The organism is Streptomyces sp. MK7 (assembly GCF_032658145.1).
In the GTDB taxonomy this organism is placed as follows: domain Bacteria; phylum Actinomycetota; class Actinomycetes; order Streptomycetales; family Streptomycetaceae; genus Streptomyces; species Streptomyces spiralis.
Map to the genome: position 1 here is coordinate 1 of NZ_JAVACL010000015.1, position 18,053 is coordinate 18,053.

Genomic DNA, 18,053 nt, shown 5'->3' on the forward strand with positions numbered 1-18,053 from the left:
GACCGTCGCACTGTCGACGTAGTTCCCCGAGGCGTCCTTCGTCCCCGACACCGACGCCGACGTGTCGGGGGCGGTGGTGTCGTCCCCTGGCGCGGCGGTGACGGTCAGTTCGCCCGACATGATGTGACCGGGCATCGCGCAGTAGTACCGGTAGACGCCGGGAGTGAGGGTGACCTCGGCGGTGTGCCGGCCGCCGCTGGAGTCCGACGGGCTCGCCTGGATGTTGAGGCTGACGTCGGTGTTGTAGTCGGAGTTGGAGGTGTCGAACGTCAGCGTGTGCGGCATTCCCGTCGTGTTGCCGGTCGCCGCGCTGTTCTCGAACACGATCGTGGCCGGTCCGGCCACCGCGGTGGTGGGGGCGGACGTGTACCCCGTGTATCCGTCGCCGGCCGTCCAGGTCAGCACCTGGGTCGCGGCCGTGGCGTCGTCGGCGCGGCTCCAGGCCGCGTAGGCGGCCGGGGCGGCCAACGCGAACACCGTGAGCACCAAGCCGCCCAGCGCCAGGACCACCGGATGCGTGACGAACCGGCTGCGTCGCGCGGGCCTGGAAGGGGGCGGATCCGTCTGGGTATGGAGCAGTCTTCTGAACACCGCTGCACCTTTCGCGAATTCGCTTGTTGCGGTACCGCGCACGGATCCGCGGTTCCGCCGGGTGGACGACCGGCCGCCGGGACGACCGGTCGGGGCCCGTCCGGCCTGGTGCCGCGCGGAACTCGGTTCCGAAGCGGCGTCGGCGCTCGGGCCGCCATACGGCCCGCGCCCTGAACTCGACGGCACGATGAGCGAGCTGTGGGTGATCACGGGTGCGTGACAACGGCTGACCGGCCGCGACCGCACGAGCGAGCGATCGGCGTCCGCTCCGCCCCGTGCCGGAGCGATGACGCCGCGGACCCGCGCACGAGACTCACCCACCTCTCCGATCGCAGCAACGTTGCGAAGCTACCGGTCTTTTGACGCCCCGCCAAGATCTATGACCGCAACCCAACCAACTTTGACCTGAGTCTGGAAAAACTGGAGCAGCGCCGTTACGGTGAGGCCGTTCCGAGGCGCAGTCCGCCTTGCCGAGCCGAGCCGACTTCGTCCGTACCGCGCGCATCCGCCCGCCGGACGGCCCCGAACCGGCGAACCGACCCGACGGCCTCTGTGTCGAACCCGACGACTCCTCTGCCGAACAAGACGACCGCTCCGCCGGCCCCGTGGGGGTCGAACGCCCGGCGCACCACCGCAAACCGCCGCGTCCGGATGCCGTGCCGCACGGGACGTCGGCGCACCTCACGACCACGAAACGCCTTCAGGCATCCCAGGCCTGTCGCGGATTGGAGAGCGATGACCGACTCAGGCGCAGGCGCGAGACGCCTCTTGACCCGGCGATCGTTCGCCACTTCAGCTGTGGCGGCCACCGTCGCCCCCGCGGTGCTGGGCGGTACCGCCGCCGCGACCCCGGGCAACACCGCCGTCCCGGCCTCGGACAAGCCCGCCGCCGCGGACAAGGGCGGCGATGTCCGCAACCTGACGCTTTACATGGAGAAGCTGCCGAACGGGGAGATGGGCTACGGCCTTCGCCCCGGCGAGGCGACGATCCCGGGCCCGCTCATCGAGCTGACCGAGGGCGACACCATGAACATCGAGGTGGTCAACAACCTCGATGTCGCCGCCAGCCTGCACGTGCACGGCCTGGACTACGACGTCGCCAGCGACGGCACCAAGATGAACGACAGCGTCGTCCAGCCGGGCGAGCGCAGAACGTACGTCTGGCGCACCCACGCCCCGGGCAGACGCCACGACGGGACATGGGAGGCCGGAAGCGCCGGCTACTGGCACTACCACGACCACAACGTGGGCACCGAGCACGGCACCGGCGGGATCCAGAAGGGGCTGTACGGCCCCGTGGTGGTGCGGCGCAAGGGCGATGTGCTGCCGGACAAGCAGTTCACGGTCGTCTTCAAGGACATGACGATCAACAACAGGACCGCGCCCAACACCCCCACCTTCAAGGCCGTCCGCGGTGAACGGGTGGAGTTCATCGTGATCACTCACGGGGACTTCTTCCACACCTTCCACGTCCACGGCCACCGCTGGGTGGACAACCGCACCGGGATCCTGGAGGGCCCGCAGGACGTCAGCCGGGTGATCGACACCAAGACCACCGGCCCCGCGGACTCCTTCGGGTTCCAGGTGATCGCCGGCGAACGGGTCGGCGCGGGCCACTGGATGTACCACTGCCATGTCCAGAGCCACTCCGACATGGGGATGTCCGGGGTCTTCATGGTGACCGAGGCCGACGGCACGGTCCCCGGCGGCATGCACTCCATGCCTGGCATGCCCGACATGCCCGGCATGTAGAAGGAGTGGCGCTCATCCCGTCGCTCCCCCGAGCCACGCCCGTCGGACCTGACCGGACGGTCTGACGGGCGTGCACCACCCCGCCACCGCTCGCTCGGCCCTGGGCCATCGGGTCCAGGGCGACGCCGACCGAGTGGCGGGCCCGGCTCTCCACCCCCTGACCACTCTTCCGTTGTCGGATCGAGTCAAGGAGCAACAATGGGCCGAAGAAACCGGTTCACCCTGTCGCGACTGAGTGGTGCGCCACCGTCGCATCCCGCGCCCTCCCCCCGTCGTACGCCCGCCTGGCGACGCGGGGTCGTCCTGCTGTCCAGCTCCGCGCTGGCACTGGGACTGTCCGCGCTGCCGGCCGTGCAGGCACAGGCGCGGCCACAGACGGGCGCGGCCGAGGACCAGAGCACCGCCGCCGACGCCTCGGTGAACGTCCTGGTCTTCCACGGACCGGCCGATCAGCAGGACGACCCCGTCACGGCCGCCGTCTCGACGATCAAGGAACTGGGCCAGAAGAACGGCTTCTCCGTGGACGAGTCGGACGACCCGTCCGTCTTCACCACCGACCGCCTGGCGCACTACCGCGGTGTGGTCTTCCTGTCGGCGAAGGGCGTGTCCCTCAACTCCGACGAGGAGTCCGCGTTCCAGGCCTACGTCAAGGGCGGCGGCGGTTTCGTCGGCGTCCACGACGCGGCACGCGCGGAGGCCGGCTCCAGCTGGTTCACGGGCCTGATCGGCACACGTCCGGCCGCCAGCCTGCCCGCCTCGGAGAAGGTGGCGGACGTCACGGCGAGCGACGACAACCCGCCCAACGAGACGAAGGCCAAGCTGTTCGACGGCAGCAACACCACCAAGTGGCTGGCTCACCAGAACACCGCGTGGGTGACCGCGAAGATGGACCGCGCGGTCGCGGTGGCCCAGTACGCGCTGACGTCGGCCAACGACTACCCGGGCAGGGATCCCAAGGACTGGACCCTGCAGGGCTCGCAGGACGGGAACGACTGGAAGACGCTGGACACCCAGACCGGCCAGAGCTTCCCGGACCGTTTCCAGACCAAGCAGTACAAGTTCTCCAACACCACGGCCTACCAGTACTACCGGCTGAACGTCACGGCCAACTCCGGTGAGCCGCTGACCCAGCTGGCCGAGCTGCGGCTGTTCGGCGCCGACCCGGCGCCCGCGCCGGAGACCAAGGTGCAGCAGGCGGTCGTGGACGTCACCGACCGGCAGCACCCGGCGAACAAGGGCCTGCCGCTGAAGTGGACCCGGTCCGACCAGTGGATGAACTGGGACCCGAACCCGAACGGCAAGGTCCAGACGGTCGCCCAGGTCGAGGAGAACTCCTACGACGCGGGACCGGCGGGCAACGGCGCCTTCCACCCGGTCTCCTGGTGCCGGGACTACGACGGCGGCCGGTCGTTCTACACCGGTATGGGCCGCACCGAGGACAGCTACACCTCGGACACCAAGTTCCAGAGCCATCTGCTCGGCGCCATCGAGTGGACGACCGGCATGGTCCGCGGCGACTGCCAGGCGACCATCGCGTCGAACTACTCCGTCGAGCGGCTCACGGCCAAGAACCAGTCCGGTCAGCTCGACCAGATCGGCGAGCCCCACGGTCTGACGGTCGCCCCCGACGGCAAGACCTTCTACATCGGCAAGGCCGCCTGCCCGAGCGGCCCGATCCCCGACTGGAACGACCCCAAGGTGGGCCTGGGCTGCGGCACCATCCACCAGTGGGACCCCAAGACCAAGCAGGTCAAGCTGCTCACCACGCTCGACGTGATGGGCAACCGCGGCAGCGGTGACGAGCTGGTCAAGAACGAGGAGGGCCTGGTCGGCATCACGCTCGACCCCAAGTTCGAGCAGAACGGCTGGATCTACATCTACTGGATGCCGCACGAGTCGGTCGACCGGGACAAGCAGACGGGCCAGCGCACCATCTCGCGCCTGACCTACGACTTCAAGAACCAGTCCATCGACAAGAGCACCCGCAAGGACCTGCTGCACTGGACCGCCCAGATCCACAGCTGCTGCCACACCGGAGGCGGCATGACCTTCGACAACAACGGCAACCTCTACGTGGGTGTCGGTGACGACAACTCCTCGCAGGGCGCCGGGGCGGGCTACTCCGGGAACAACTGGACCAAGGACTACAAGGGCCTGTCCTTCCAGGACGCCCGCCGTACGGCCGGCAACACCAACGACCTCAACGGCAAGATCCTGCGGATCCACCCCGAGCCCGACGGCACGTACACGATCCCCAAGGGCAACCTGTTCACCGGCAACGAGGAGGGCGGCGGCAAGACCCGCCCGGAGATCTACGTCATGGGTGTCCGCAACATCGCGCGGATCGCCTGGGACAAGACCAACAACTGGCTGACCGCGGCCTGGGTCGGCCCCGACGCGCCGACGCCCGACCCGGAGCTGGGCCCGGCCAAGTACGAGACCGCGACCATCATCACCTCCGCGGGCAACCAGGGCTGGCCTTACTGCATGGGCAACAAGCAGCCCTACCGCGACCGCAGCAACACCGACGCGAGCGTGCTCACCGGCTGGTACGACTGCGACCACCCGAAGAACACCTCGCCCCGCAACACCGGACTGGTGGACCTCCCGCCGATCCGCAGCAACATGATCTGGTACTCGCCGCAGGGCGGCGGCGTGGACTACCCGAAGCGCAGCGACGGCAGCGGGCTGCCCACGTACGTGCAGAGCGACGAGAAGTACACCGAGCCGTACCTCAAGGGCGGCGGCCAGGCCATCATGGACGGCCCGACCTACCACCGCTCGGAGGTCGACACCGACAGCGGTGTCGCCTGGCCCGCGTACTGGGACAACAAGTGGTTCATCGGTGACGAGTCCAACGCCAACAACCGCGTCGCGGTCACCGTCACCCCGGACAACGTCAAGGACCAGTCCCAGCCGGCCTTCGGCGAGGACCTGCGCCAGATCCTCCCCGGCGGCGTCGGCGACAACAAGGTGCAGAGCTGGATGGACGCCAAGTTCGGCCCGGACGGCGCGCTCTACATGCTCGACTACGCCGGCGGGTTCTTCAGCCTGGACCCGAACCAGAAGCTGGTCCGTGTCGCCTACCACGGCGGCCCGGCCACGCCGAACCCGAGCGACGCCGCGGGACGCGCTGTCGCGCAGAGCAAGCCGCGGACGATCCAGTTCTCGGCCGCGAAGGCGGGCGGCGTCTCCTGGGAGTGGGACTTCGGTGACGGCAGCCGGCCGTCGCACGAGGCCGACCCCACGCACACGTACGCCGATTACGGCACCTACCACGCCACGCTGAAGGTGACCTACGCGGACGGCGAGCAGGCCACCGGGAAGATCGACGTGACGGCGGGCTGCACGGCGCCCGACGCCCGTTCCACGGTCCGGCTGCTCGACACCGACACCGGTGTGGCCAACCACGAGGTCGGCGGCGGCTGCACGATCAACGACCTGATCGACGACGAGGGCGCCTGGCCGAACCACGGCGCGTTCGTCAGCAACCTCAACGACCTGGTCGACCAGTTCCGCAAGGACGGCATCATCGACAACCACGAGGCGGCGACGCTCAGCAAGGAAGGTGCCCGGTCGCCCATCGGCAAGACGCCCGGATACAAGTCCCTCTTCGACGGGTCGGCGAGCAGCCTCGCCGGATGGAGCCAGGCCGGTGCGGGCACGTTCTCGCTCCTGCCGGACGGCACCATGCGCAGCTCCGGCGGCATGGGCATGCTGTGGTACAGCAAGCAGCAGTTCAAGGACTACTCGATCAGGCTGCAGTTCCGGGACGTCGCTCCGGAGGGCCACCAGGCCAACAGCGGTGTGTTCGTGAGGTTCCCGGATCCGCGGACTCCGCTGGACCAGCGGCCCGAGGGCTGCAGCACCACGGGATCGGCCCGCACCGCTCCGGAGTGGGTGGCGATCTACTGCGGCAACGAGATCCAGATCTACGACGGCGCCACCGGTGAACCCCAGAAGACCGGCTCGGTCTACAACTTCGATCCACTCGGCCTGGACCAGGCGAAGGTCACCCCGAAGGGCCAGTGGAACGACTACGAGATCCGGGTCGTGGGGCAGCACTACACGATCATCCGCAACGGCGCGGTGATCAACGAGTTCGACAACACGCCCGGCAAGTCGTCGTCGCGGGCGGGCGATCCGCCCACGGACCTGCGTCAGTTCCTCAGCGGCTACGTGGGACTGCAGAACCACAGTGACAACGACCTGATCGAGTTCCGCAACATCCGGGTGCGGGACCTGTAGCAGGGAGCGGTCGACGCCGGGCTCGGGGCGGCAGCCCCGGGCCCGGCTCTGCCACGGGTTGAACCGTTCAACGGGCAGAAGTTTTCGTGTAGAGCGGATCAAATGCGGACCCATGCAGCAGCGGCACCCTTGACCCTGTGCACGCGACCGGTTACCCAAGCTACTGAAGTTGCCCGAGTCATCTGAAACGTTTGCAGGCGATGAAAGATCCCGCGGTCGATCACGGTTCTGGCCACCCCCTGTGGGGCGGCCTTCCCCGCGTTCCCTGCCGGCCGCGCTCGGCGAAGGAGACGGAAGTGTCCACGCTCAGCTACCCGACAGGCCGGCGAACCCAACCCGACACCGCGTGTCTGCTCAGAGACGAGGTGCGTCTGCTGTCGCTCCTGGCGACCGGTCTGCCGGTCGAGGCCGTCGCCCGGCGGCTCCACGTCTGCCCCCGCACGGTGCGGCGTCGCTGCCGGGGTGTGTGCGACAAGATAGGCGTCGGCAGTGTCATCGAGGCCGTCGCCTGGGCGGCCCGGCGCAGACTGATCTGAACGCGCCCCGAAGCGGGGCACCTCTCCTGACGCAGCGCACTCCTGCGCGCCCTGCCGCGTCCCTCGAGGGGTGCGGCAGGGCGCGCGAAGTCGGACGGGAGCGGGCTGCGTGCCGCGCGGGCCCGGCGGGTACGTCGGTCAGGGCCGCCGTGGGCGGGTTCACTCGCCGGCACGGCGGCGCGCCGGCGACCCCGGCACGGCCGTCCAGCGGCGACGTCTCGCGCGGTGAGGAGGCCCTTGAGGGGGCCGTCACGGCCAGGCATGAGAAAGCGGCCACCCCGTTCCGCCGCCCGCCCCGGCAGGAGCGGGGGTGGGCGGCGGAACGGGGTGGTGACGCCGGGTCAGGAGAGCAGGTCCGCGAGCGCGGTGTAGCTGCGCTGCGCGGCACCGAGCGAGCCGGGCGGGTCGGGCTGGGTGCCGGGGGCGGTGTCCTGCTCCCAGATGCCGTGGTGGTCGCCGAACGGGCCGATCGCGTGGATGAAGCGCTGGTAGCGCATGTCACCGGCGCCGAACTCGGTCATGTCGTAGCCGTCGGCGGCGTTCGGGTCGGACTTGCCGTCCTTCATGTGGAACAGCGTGTAGCGGTAGGGGTGCGCGCGCACATAGGCGGCGGGGTCGAAGCCCGGGTAGCGGAACTGGCCGACGAAGGCCCAGTACACGTCCATCTCGAGGTAGACGTGGGCGGGGTCGGTGTTGTTCAGGAAGACGTCGTACAGACGCACTTCGGGCTGGTCCTGGGCGAAGGCGAACTCGGCCCAGTGGTTGTGCTGGTAGAGCTTGAGTCCGCGCGCCGACGCGGCCTCGCCCCAGTGGTTGAAGTCCTCCGCGGCCGCCTGGTACGCGGCGACCGTCCGGGTGTCCGAGGGGGCGCTCGGGGTCCCGATGTTCCGCATGCCGAGGATCTGGGCGTTGTCGAGCTCCTGCTGCAGGTTGCTGCGGAAGGACCCGATGCCGATGTGGCTGCCGATGGCCCGCAGACCGTTGTCGTCGAGCAGCGTGCGGATCTCCTGGAGCGTGATCTGCCGGCCCAGGATGGAGGTGTTCTGGGTGTATCCGGCGAACTCCACCTCCTTGTAGCCCATCCGCGACAGTTCCTCGAAGACGACGCGGAAGCCGAGGTCGTAGACCTTGTCGCGGACGCTGTAGAGCTGGATGCCGATGGCGTCCTTCGGGATGCTCAGGCGCGCGCCCTGGGGCCCGGCGTCCGGGGCGAGTGTCTGGGCGGCCGCGGGGAGCGCGCCCGCGACGGACGCCGCGCCGATGGCCACGGTGCCGGCGGCTGCCGCCCGCAGAAAGCCTCTGCGGCCGACGTCATGGGTGAACTGACCCATCATCACTCCTTAGGTGGGGAGCAGGCGGTGCGTTGTACGGGGGCGTTCGTCGACCTGGAAGGCCTGAGGGACGGGTAGTTGGCGGAACTGACGGACGATGAACACCTGAGACGGCCGATAGTTCACCACGAACCGTCGCTACTTTTCACCGGACGAGCAAAAGATGTGGCCACTTGAGGCAATGAAACGCGGCTACCCGGCAGTAGATTCTTGACAGTGCATGGCCACGGGTTCACGCTCATGACGCTTCCTCAGGGGGCCGTGGATGGTGCGGGCGCCCGTGCAGATCTGGGACATGTGCCCGCTCCACCGGTCGAACGGCACACACCGGCCCGGCATCCGGCCCCGGCCCGACACCCCCGCGCGACGCGACGGTTCGCGCGATGTTCATCGCAGCGCCACACGAGAGGCAGGCAGTACGTGCGTACACCAGTGAGCCGACTACTCACCGCCACGTTGAGCGCGGTGCTCAGCGTGGGGGTCGCGGTGGCCGGATCGACGTCCGCGCAGGCGCGGACCGAGGCTTCGGCCCGTACGGCCGCGGCCGGGCCCAGTGCCGCGACATCCGACTTCCAGCAGGTCACTCTTGCCAAGGGACCCGAACAGGTGGGCGAGCCCATGGGGCTCGCCGTGCTGCCCGACGGCAGCGCACTGCACAGCTCCCGCGACGGCACCGTCTACTACACGACCCTCGACGGACTCACCGACGTCGCGGCGAAGCTGTCGGTCTACACCCATGACGAGGACGGGCTGCAGACCATCGCGCTCGACCCGCACTTCGCCAAGAACCACTGGGTCTACGCCTACTACGCCCCCCGACTCGACACCCCCATGACCGACGCCCCGGGGAACGGGACGGCCGCCGACTTCGCGCCCTACAAGGGCTACAACCAGCTGTCCCGGTTCACCTTCACCGACGGAAAGCTGGACCTGTCGAGCGAGAAGAAGATCATGCGGGTCGACACCGACCGGGGGCAGTGCTGCCACGTCGCGGGCGACATGCACTTCGACGGCGACGGCAACCTGCTGCTGAGCACCGGCGACGACTCCAACCCGTTCGAGTCCGACGGCTACGCCCCCATCGACCGGCGCCCGGAGCGCAACCCCGTCTTCGACAACGAGCGCTCCACGGCCAACACCAACGACCTGCGCGGCAAGCTGCTGCGGATCAAGGTGCACGACAACGGCACCTACACGATCCCCGACGGCAACCTGTTCCCGGAGGGCACGCCCAAGACCCGTCCCGAGATCTACGCGATGGGCTTCCGCAACCCCTTCCGGTTCAACGTCGACAAGAAGACCGGCGTCATCTACCTGGCCGACTACGGCCCGGACGCCAGCACCGCGAACCCGAAGCGCGGGCCGGAGAACACGGTCGAGTTCAACCGGATCACCAAGCCCGGCTTCTTCGGATGGCCCTACTGCATCGGCGACAACACACCGTACGTGCAGTACGACTTCGCCACCGGACAGTCCGGGAAGCCCTTCGACTGCGCCCACCCGGTGAACGACGCTCCTCTGAACACCGGTCTGAAGGACCTGCCCCCGGCCCAGCCGGCGTGGATCTGGAACCACTACGCGGGCAACCCGCTGTTCCCCCAGCTCGGCGGCGAGGGCGCGCCCATGGGCGGCCCCGTCTACGACTACGCCCCGGGGCTGAAGTCCGCGGTCAAGTTCCCCCAGAGCTATGACGGGAAGTTCTTCGCCTACGAGTTCGGCGCCCACTGGATCAAGCCGATCGCATCCGACGGCAGCGGAAAGATCCAGTCGATCGACACGCTGACCAACGGCAACGACTGGGCGCGCCTGGTGGAGCCCATCGACACCGAGTTCGGGCCGGACGGCTCGCTGTACGTGCTCGACTACGGCAGCGCGTGGTTCGGCGGCTCCCTGGACGCCGGGCTCTACAAGATCGAGTACTCGCCGGGCAACAAGGCGCCGACCGCCGTGATCAAGACGGACACCACCTCGGGCAAGAACCCGCTCACGGTGAAGTTCGACGGCACGGGCTCCACCGACCCCGAGAACGACCAGCTCAGCTACGCGTGGGACTTCGACAACGACGGCACGACCGACTCCACGAGTGCCGCCCCCTCGTTCACCTACACCGCGAACGGCCAGTACCACGCCAAGCTCACGGTCAGCGACCCGAGCGGCAGGACGGGTGTCGCCGCCGTCCTGGTCACGGCGGGCAACTCCGCGCCGGTGCTGTCGTTCTCCGAGCCGCCGAACGGACTGACGTTCAAGGACGGTGACACGGTCGCGTGGAAGATCGACGCGACCGACCCGGACGGCACCCCGGTGGACTGCTCCAAGGTCCAGGTCAGCTACTCGCTCGGCCATGACATGCACTCCCACAACCTCTCGCAGGCCACGGGGTGCAGCGGTACGTTCTCCATGACCACGGCGGGCCACACGGACTCCGACGACTTCTACGGCATCCTCTCCGCGAGCTACACCGACACCTCGCCGACCGCCGGGGTCCCCGACCTCACCGGCACCACGCAGATCATCCTGATGCCCAAGGGCAGGCAGGCGGAGTTCTACCGCACGCAGTCCGGCGTGCAGACGACCTCCGTCGCCGGTGCCCAGGGCGGCAAGGCGGTCACGTCGATCGGCAACGGTGACTGGATCGAGTTCGACCCGTACGACCTCCAGGGTGTGAGCAAGATCGACTTCCGGGCCGCGTCGAGCGGTGCCGGCGGCACGATCGAGGTCCGCACCGACGCCCCCGACGGCCCGCTGGCCGGTACGGCGACGGTCGGCGACACCTCCGGCGCCTTCACGACGGTCAGCGCACCGGTGACCGACCCGGGCGGGACGCACAAGCTGTACTTCGTCTTCAAGGGCGGCAGCGGCGACCTGTTCAGCCTGGACGCGTTCACCATGAGCTGAGCCGACAGCAGGCAAGGCGGAGGGTCCCGGAGACGGGGCCCTCCGTTCCTGTGCCCGGGGGCCGATCTCGACGACGCGTGTCGCTCACCGGCAGGACGTACCGGGCGGAGAAGTCACCGTAGTGGGCCCCGACCGCCATGAACGCCGCCGCTTCCCGCGCAGTCGTGAGCACGATGAGCCGGCTCAGCAGGGCGCGCGCCCCCAGCGCACCGCGCGGCGCACCGTACCCGCACAACGTTACCGGCCACGCTGCGGACACCGCGGGGCGCCGGTCTCGCCCGGCCCGGTTCGGCCGAATGCGTCCTTCGCCGAAGCACCGCCCCACTGCTAGCGTCGGGCGAAGCCGAAGACGGGGGCAGGCAATGGCGGCAGCCGAGGTGGTCGATCTGGTCGCGATGGGCGAGGACTTCGTCCGCGATCCCTATCCGGTCTACGCGGCGCTGCGGGAGCGCGGCCCGGTGCACAAGGTGCGGATTCCCGAGGGCACGGAGGCCTGGCTCGTCGTCGGGTACGAGGCCGGCCGGGCCGCGCTGGTGGATCCGCGGTTGTCCAAACAGTGGAAGAACGCCTCGCCCTCCTTTCCGTTCCCCAGTCCGGCCGCCGGGCCGCACATGCTCAACTCCGATCCCCCGGACCACGAGCGGCTGCGCAAGCTGGTCGTCCGTGAGTTCACGCCGCGCCGGATCGAGCAGCTCGAGCCTCGTGTGCAGCAGATCACCGACGAGTTGCTCGACACGATGGTGGCCCTGCCGGAAGGGCGGGCCGATCTCGTCGAGGCGCTCTCGTTCCCGCTGCCGATCTCGGTGATCTGCGAGCTGCTCGGCGTGCCGATGCTGGACCGGGCCGCTTTCCGGGCCTGGACCAGCACGGTCCTCACCGACCCGGACCCGGAGGCGCGGCAGGCGGCGACGCGTGAGACGTCCGAGTATCTCGTCGACTTGCTGGATCGCAAGCGCCGGGCCCCGGGCCAGGACCTGATGAGCGCTCTGATCCGCACCACCGACGAGGACGGTGACCGGCTGTCCGCGGACGAACTGCGCGGTACCGCCTGGCTGCTGCTGGTCGCGGGGCATGAGACCACGGTCAATCTGATCTCCAACGGCGTACTGGCCCTGCTGAACCATCCCGGCCAACTCGCCGCGCTTCGTGAGGACATGACGCTCATGGACGGCGCGGTGGAGGAGATGCTGCGCTACGACGGGCCGGTGGAGACGCCGACGTTCAGGTTCACCACGGAGCCGGTCGAGATCGGCACGACCGTCATCCCCGGCGGTGGTGAGCTGGTCCTCGTCGCCCTGGCGGACGCGAACCACGACCCGGCACGGTTCCCCGATCCCGACCGCTTCGACATCCGGCGGGGCGCGGGCGGTCATGTCTCCTTCGGTCACGGCATCCACTACTGCCTCGGCGCCCCGCTCGCCCGCATGGAGGCGCGCATCGCGATCCGTGCCCTGCTGGAGCGCTGCCCCGACCTCGAACTCGACGCCCACCCGGCCGCCTTGAGCTGGCGCACCGGCATGCTCATCCGGGGCCCGCACCGGCTGCCGGTCCGGTGGACGTCCCAACCCTGAGATTCAGCGACGGTACACGCCGGGCGTCATCCGGAGGCGGAAACACGACCTGGTCCGGCGGCTCGGAAGTTAGCGTTCCTCTCGCGACGGAGTCCGTCCCGGGAGGTCATGCGGTGGCGCGGTCCATGGACGACGAGCGCGCCGGCCTCGCCCCCGTCCCTGCCCCGCCCTCCACTGCGACGTGTCCTCGCCCCTCCCGTTCTCAGTGTTTTCTCCCGAGAGGTCCCACTGATGACACCCACCGTCACAGTACCCGCGTCCGCCGACAGTCCCCGCGGTGAACTCCGGCTCACCCGGCGCAGAGCGCTCCAGACCGCCGCGGGCGCCCTCGGTGCGCTCGCCATCGGCGCTGTCGCCGACCTCGCCGGCGCCACGGACGCGCGTGCCTCCGACCACGTCCTGCCGGAGGGCTTCAGCGGCGACATGTCCGATCTGAAGCACGTGGTGGTCCTGATGCAGGAAAACCGTTCCTTCGACCACTATCTCGGCCAACTGCCGGGCGTGCGGGGGCACAGCGACAAGCAGGTGCTGAAGTTCCAGGACGGCACCGATGTCTTCCAGCAGCGCGACGCCGACGGCAACATCGTGACTCCGGCCGTCTCCACCGCCACCTGGAGCGACAACCACAGCTTCTACGGCGCCAACGGCGGCCGCTGGAACACCTGGGCCAAGGACAAGGGCGACCACTGCATGTGGTACTACACGCCCGACCACATGCCGTGGATGTACTCGCTCGCCTCCCAGTACACCGTCTGCGACATGAACTTCTGCTCGCTGCACGGGCCGACCATCCCGAACCGCTACTACCTGATGTCCGGCACGGGAGGCGGCGAGACCTCCAACGCCGGGCAGAACAACTACACCCGGACCTGGCTGACGGTACCCGAGCAGCTGGAGCAGGCCGGCATCGACTGGCGTGTCTACTCGGACAACAGCGGCAACGGCGTCGGCCGCAGCATGCAGAGCGGCTTCATCGGCGAGTACGGCTGCAACGTGACGAACGGCTTCAAGGCCTTCGACCCGCGGATCGCGAGCGAGGAGGACCTCGCCCCGGGCACCGGCAGGATCTGGAAGGCCAACTCCTTCGTCTACTCGGGCGCGACCACGCCCGACGACGACTCGGAGGAAAACCTCGACGCGGTGCTCAGGGACCTCATCGCGGCCTGCGAGCCGGACGCCGAGTACCCGCTTCCGGAGGTCTCGTGGGTCGTCATGCCGGCGGCGTGGAGCGAGCACCCGAACTTCGACACCGTCCACGGCGAGCGCTACATGAACAAGGTGCTCCAGACGCTGCAGAGCAACCTGGACATCTGGAACCACACCCTGGTGATCATCACCTACGACGAGAACGACGGGAAGTTCGACCATGTGCTGCCGCCGCGCCCCGAGCCGGGCACGGCGGGCGAGTACTCCGGCACCACCCCCTACGGCTTCGGCCCGCGGGTGCCGATGCTGCTGGTCTCGCCGTGGACCCGCGGCGGCCATGTCGCCTCGGAGGTGTTCGACCACACCTCGGTCGTCAAGTTCCTGGAGACCTGGGCCGAGTACCTCGGCAAGCCGTTCACCTGCCCGAACATCACCGAGTGGCGTCGCTCGATCGCCGGTGACCTGACCAGCGCGCTCGACTTCGCCCGCCCCCGGCCGGGCCCCGTGGAGATCGCCGACCCGGTCGACGGGACGCCGCCGTCCTTCCCGGAGGGCGGGATGAGGCCACGCGGCCTCTCCTTCCACCCGCACGCCACGCTCACCGAGGACCGCGCCGCCGGCACGGTGACCGCGTCGATGACGCTGTCCGGCGGTCCGGACGGCAAGGCCGTGAGCCTTCAGGTCTTCCCGGACAAGTACCGCGACTTCTCGAACACGCCGTTCACCGTCTCCGCCTCCGACCCGCGCGAGTACACCTGGGACACGACCGAGACCGGCGGCGAGTACGCCTTCTCCGTCTACGGGCCCGACGGTTTCCTGCGCTCCTTCGCCGGACAGGTCGTTCGCGACGGCCGGACCGACGTCGCGATCCCGGTCGTCGAGGCGGAACTGATCAGCGGCCGGCACGCCAAGGTCCGGCTGACCCTGCGCAACCACGGCAGGCGGGCGGTCCACTACACCCTGACGGCGAACGACTACGCCGGCGGCACCCGGCACTACCACGTGGCCGGCGGCAGGTCGGTGGTCGTCCACTGGCCGACCGAACAGGGCTACTACGACGTGGTGATCACCGACGGTGGCGCGACCGGCTGGACGCAGCGGTACGCCGGTCGCGTGGCGACACGCTGAGGTGTGAGCGGCTGCTTGCCGACCTCGGCGCGGCCGGCGATCTCACTTTCGGTGACCGGCCGACCCCCGTCCAGGCGAGCAAGGTCTCGGGCGACGCGCTCGGCGAGGCGCTCGATAGAGCTCGAAAGACACGTGGCCTGCAACACAATTTACCCGTTTATGGACATACAGCTGCCTATAACTGTTTCTACGGCTGGTCGCGCCTCTGGGGCGATCAGCTCGCAGGCACCCGAAGACCAGCGGCATGGGAGACAGTTTGATCACGGCACGTAAACGACGCACTGGACTGGTGGCCACCGCCGGCGTACTCGGCGGCGTACTCGCGGTCACGGCCCTCAGCGGCACCAGCAGCGCCGCGACCGGCCGCGACGGCACCGGGAGTCACCCGAAACCGCAGGCAGCGGCGGGTCAGTCGGCCGCCCAGGACGCCTCCGACGCCCGAATAAAGATCACGCCCGGGCAGGGGGCCCACCAGGTCGGGGTCAACGACCCCGTCGAGGTCACCGTCAGTGACGGGAAGCTCACCAAGGTGACCATGACCGCCGTCGCGAGCGGTACCGAGGTCCCGGGCACCCTGTCCGCGGACGGCACGTCCTGGAAGCCGCACGGCCCGCTGGAGCGCGCCACCAGGTATCAGATCACCGCGGAGGCCGAGGACGCCAAGGGCCGCCCTGTCACCGGGAACGCCACGATCACCACGGCCTCCCCGGCCAACGACTTCATCGGGCACCTCTCCCCCGAGGACGGCTCGACCGTCGGCGTGGGCATGCCGGTGAGGGTCGATTTCGACAAGGCGATCAGCGACAAGGCCGCCGTGAAGCCGGAGATCCAGGTCAGCTCCAGCAGCGGGCAGAAGGTCGTCGGTCACTGGCTGAACGACAACCGCCTGGACTTCCGCCCCGAGAACTACTGGAAGGCCGGCTCCACCGTCACCGTCAAGCTCGACCTCCACGGCGTCCAGAAGACGGTCACGTTCAAGATCGGCCGGAGCCAGATCAGCACGGTCGACGCCGCGACCAAGCAGATGACCGTCGTACGGGACGGCAAGACGATCAAGACCATCCCGATCTCGTCCGGCAGCTCCGAGCACCCGACGTACAACGGCCAGATGGTCATCTCCGAGAAGTTCCGGCAGGTCCACATGAACGCCGCGACCGTCGGCCTCACGGAGAAGGACGGCAAGCCCTCGTACGACATCGCGGCCGTACCGCACGCCATGCGCCTGACCGACTCGGGCACGTTCATCCACGGCAACTACTGGGGTGCCGACTCGGTCTTCGGCAAGGTCAACACCAGCCACGGCTGCGTGGGCCTGAAGGACGTCAAGGGCGGCGGGGACAGCACCAAGCCCGCCGCGTGGTTCTTCGACAACTCGATGATCGGTGACGTCGTGATCGTCAAGAACTCCCAGGACAAGACCACGCTGGCCCCGGACAACGGCCTCAGCGACTGGAACATGCCGTGGAGCCAGTGGACCGCCGGCAGCACGACCCACTGACACCCGGCGAAGCGTCCGGTCGGTGTCTCGCCGCCGTCCGGATCACCATCACCCACGACAACGCACACGAGGGCCGCGACCTGAAGGTCGCGGCCCTCGTCTGCATTTCATCAAGTACCGGCTCACGGAGGAGGACCTCGCCCTGGTCGTCCGGCGCCGGAAGCCCGCCGGCCCGTTGCAGAAGATCGCCTCGTAGGCCGGGCCCGCGTACTGGGCCGAGTCGGTTACCGGTGGGGGCGCCGCAGACCCGCACGGCGGGCCTGCGGCGGGAGGTCACTTGCTCAGGAAGGCGAGGAGCGCGGTGTTGACTTCCTCCGCGTGGGTCCACAGCAGGCCGTGGGGGGCGCCCTCGATCTCGACGTAGTCGGCGGACGGGAGCGCCTTGTGGAACGGGCGCGCGGTGCCCTCGACGGGCAGGATCCGGTCGCCCGTACCGTGCAGGATCAGGGCCGGCACGTCGATGGCCGGGATATCGGCGCGGAAGTCGGTGTACCAGGTCGACGGAGCGGCGGCCGCCGCGAAGAAGCCGCCGCCCGCGGCGACGTTCCAGCTGTTGCGTACGGCCTCCTCGCTGATCCTGGTACCGAGGTTCTCGTCCAGGTTGTAGAAGTCCTTGTAGAAGTCGGTGTAGTAGGCGTAGCGGTCCGCCTTGACGGCCGCGACGATGCCGTCGAAGAACTCCTTCGGGGCGACCCCGTGGGGGTTGTCGTCGGTCTTGAGCAGGCAGGGCTCGAGCGAGGCCAGGAAGGCGACCTTGGAGACCCGGGCGGAACCGTAGGTGGACACGTACCGGGCGACCTCCCCGGTGCCCATGGAGAAGCCGACCAGGACGGCGTCTCGCAGGTCGAGGGTCTCCAGCACGGTGTTCAGGTCGGCCGCGAAGGTGTCGTAGTCGTACCCCGTGGCCGGCTGGCTGGACTGTCCGAAGCCGCGGCGGTCGTAGGTGATCACGCGGTAGCCGGCGTCCAGCAGCACGGCGCTCTGCCGCTCCCAGGAGTGGCCGTCGAGCGGGAAGCCGTGGATGAGGACGACCGGCTGCCCGGTGCCGTGGTCCTCGTAGTAGAGGTCGATGGTGGTGGAGTTCTCCTGGCCCACGGTGATGTACGGCAAGGTCTCGTTCCTTCTTCCGGAGTGACTGGCGTGTTCGCGGCATGCGCGGCACGGGAGGTCGTCACGCTACGGCGGACGTCGCGCCGCCTGTTGTCCTTGAGCGCATCGCGGCTTGCCCGGAAGTGCCAGGAAGAGCAGGAAGGGCAGAAAGGGCAGGAAGAGGACGAGTGCCGGAGCGCTGCCCGCACACGCCTTTCGAAGGTGTCCCCCGCCCGCACCCCGCACAGGCGCGGATGGACCACAGACG

The 18,053-nt window shown here is 69.0% G+C and carries 10 protein-coding genes; 7 read left to right on the top strand and 3 right to left on the bottom strand.

All coding sequences use genetic code 11. The annotated features are described in order from the left end of the window. Window positions 1–510 (bottom strand): plastocyanin/azurin family copper-binding protein (locus tag R2S09_RS18255; RefSeq protein WP_306190940.1); only part of this gene is annotated, 510 nt, incomplete at its 3' end. Window positions 511–1,326: 816 nt separating this feature from the next. On the opposite strand from R2S09_RS18255, the gene R2S09_RS18260 reads away from it, so the two are divergent. From R2S09_RS18260 to R2S09_RS18270, 3 genes are all read left to right on the top strand, one after another. After that, entirely contained in the window at window positions 1,327–2,343 is a 1,017-nt protein-coding gene (locus R2S09_RS18260; RefSeq protein WP_316742066.1) for a multicopper oxidase domain-containing protein, read from the top strand. A gap of 198 nt (window positions 2,344–2,541) precedes the next feature. Continuing rightward, complete coding sequence (locus R2S09_RS18265) at window positions 2,542–6,591, top strand: ThuA domain-containing protein (protein ID WP_316742067.1); 4,050 nt, start codon at window positions 2,542–2,544, stop codon at window positions 6,589–6,591. Between the two features lie 296 nt (window positions 6,592–6,887). After that, on the top strand, window positions 6,888–7,127 hold the full coding sequence (locus tag R2S09_RS18270; protein WP_306190874.1) for a LuxR C-terminal-related transcriptional regulator: 240 nt from the start codon (window positions 6,888–6,890) through the stop codon (window positions 7,125–7,127). 341 nt (window positions 7,128–7,468) lie between these two features. Here R2S09_RS18270 and R2S09_RS18275 read toward each other — a convergent pair whose 3' ends face one another. Beyond that, window positions 7,469–8,458, bottom strand: coding sequence for a sugar phosphate isomerase/epimerase (locus R2S09_RS18275; RefSeq protein ID WP_306190875.1), 990 nt, complete (start codon window positions 8,456–8,458; stop codon window positions 7,469–7,471). A 432-nt stretch (window positions 8,459–8,890) separates the two neighbouring features. Between R2S09_RS18275 and R2S09_RS18280 the strand changes: the two genes are divergently transcribed. The 4 genes from R2S09_RS18280 to R2S09_RS18295 all read left to right on the top strand — a co-directional run bounded on the left by R2S09_RS18280 (window position 8,891) and on the right by R2S09_RS18295 (window position 16,696). After that, window positions 8,891–11,353: a PQQ-dependent sugar dehydrogenase gene (locus tag R2S09_RS18280; protein ID WP_306190876.1), complete on the top strand. Its 2,463-nt coding sequence runs from the start codon at window positions 8,891–8,893 to the stop codon at window positions 11,351–11,353. 362 nt (window positions 11,354–11,715) lie between these two features. Beyond that, window positions 11,716–12,924 carry a cytochrome P450 gene (locus R2S09_RS18285; protein ID WP_316742070.1) on the top strand — a complete coding sequence of 403 codons (1,209 nt, stop codon included), beginning with the start codon at window positions 11,716–11,718 and terminating at the stop codon, window positions 12,922–12,924. 231 nt (window positions 12,925–13,155) lie between these two features. After that, the gene (locus R2S09_RS18290) at window positions 13,156–15,198 is read left to right on the top strand and encodes an alkaline phosphatase family protein (RefSeq protein WP_316742072.1); all 2,043 of its coding nucleotides are present in this window, start codon (window positions 13,156–13,158) and stop codon (window positions 15,196–15,198) included. A gap of 244 nt (window positions 15,199–15,442) precedes the next feature. Then, entirely contained in the window at window positions 15,443–16,696 is a 1,254-nt protein-coding gene (locus R2S09_RS18295; RefSeq protein WP_316742074.1) for an Ig-like domain-containing protein, read from the top strand. A gap of 273 nt (window positions 16,697–16,969) precedes the next feature. Here R2S09_RS18295 and R2S09_RS18300 read toward each other — a convergent pair whose 3' ends face one another. Next, complete coding sequence (locus R2S09_RS18300) at window positions 16,970–17,806, bottom strand: alpha/beta hydrolase (RefSeq protein WP_316742076.1); 837 nt, start codon at window positions 17,804–17,806, stop codon at window positions 16,970–16,972. Window positions 17,807–18,053: the final 247 nt, after the last annotated feature.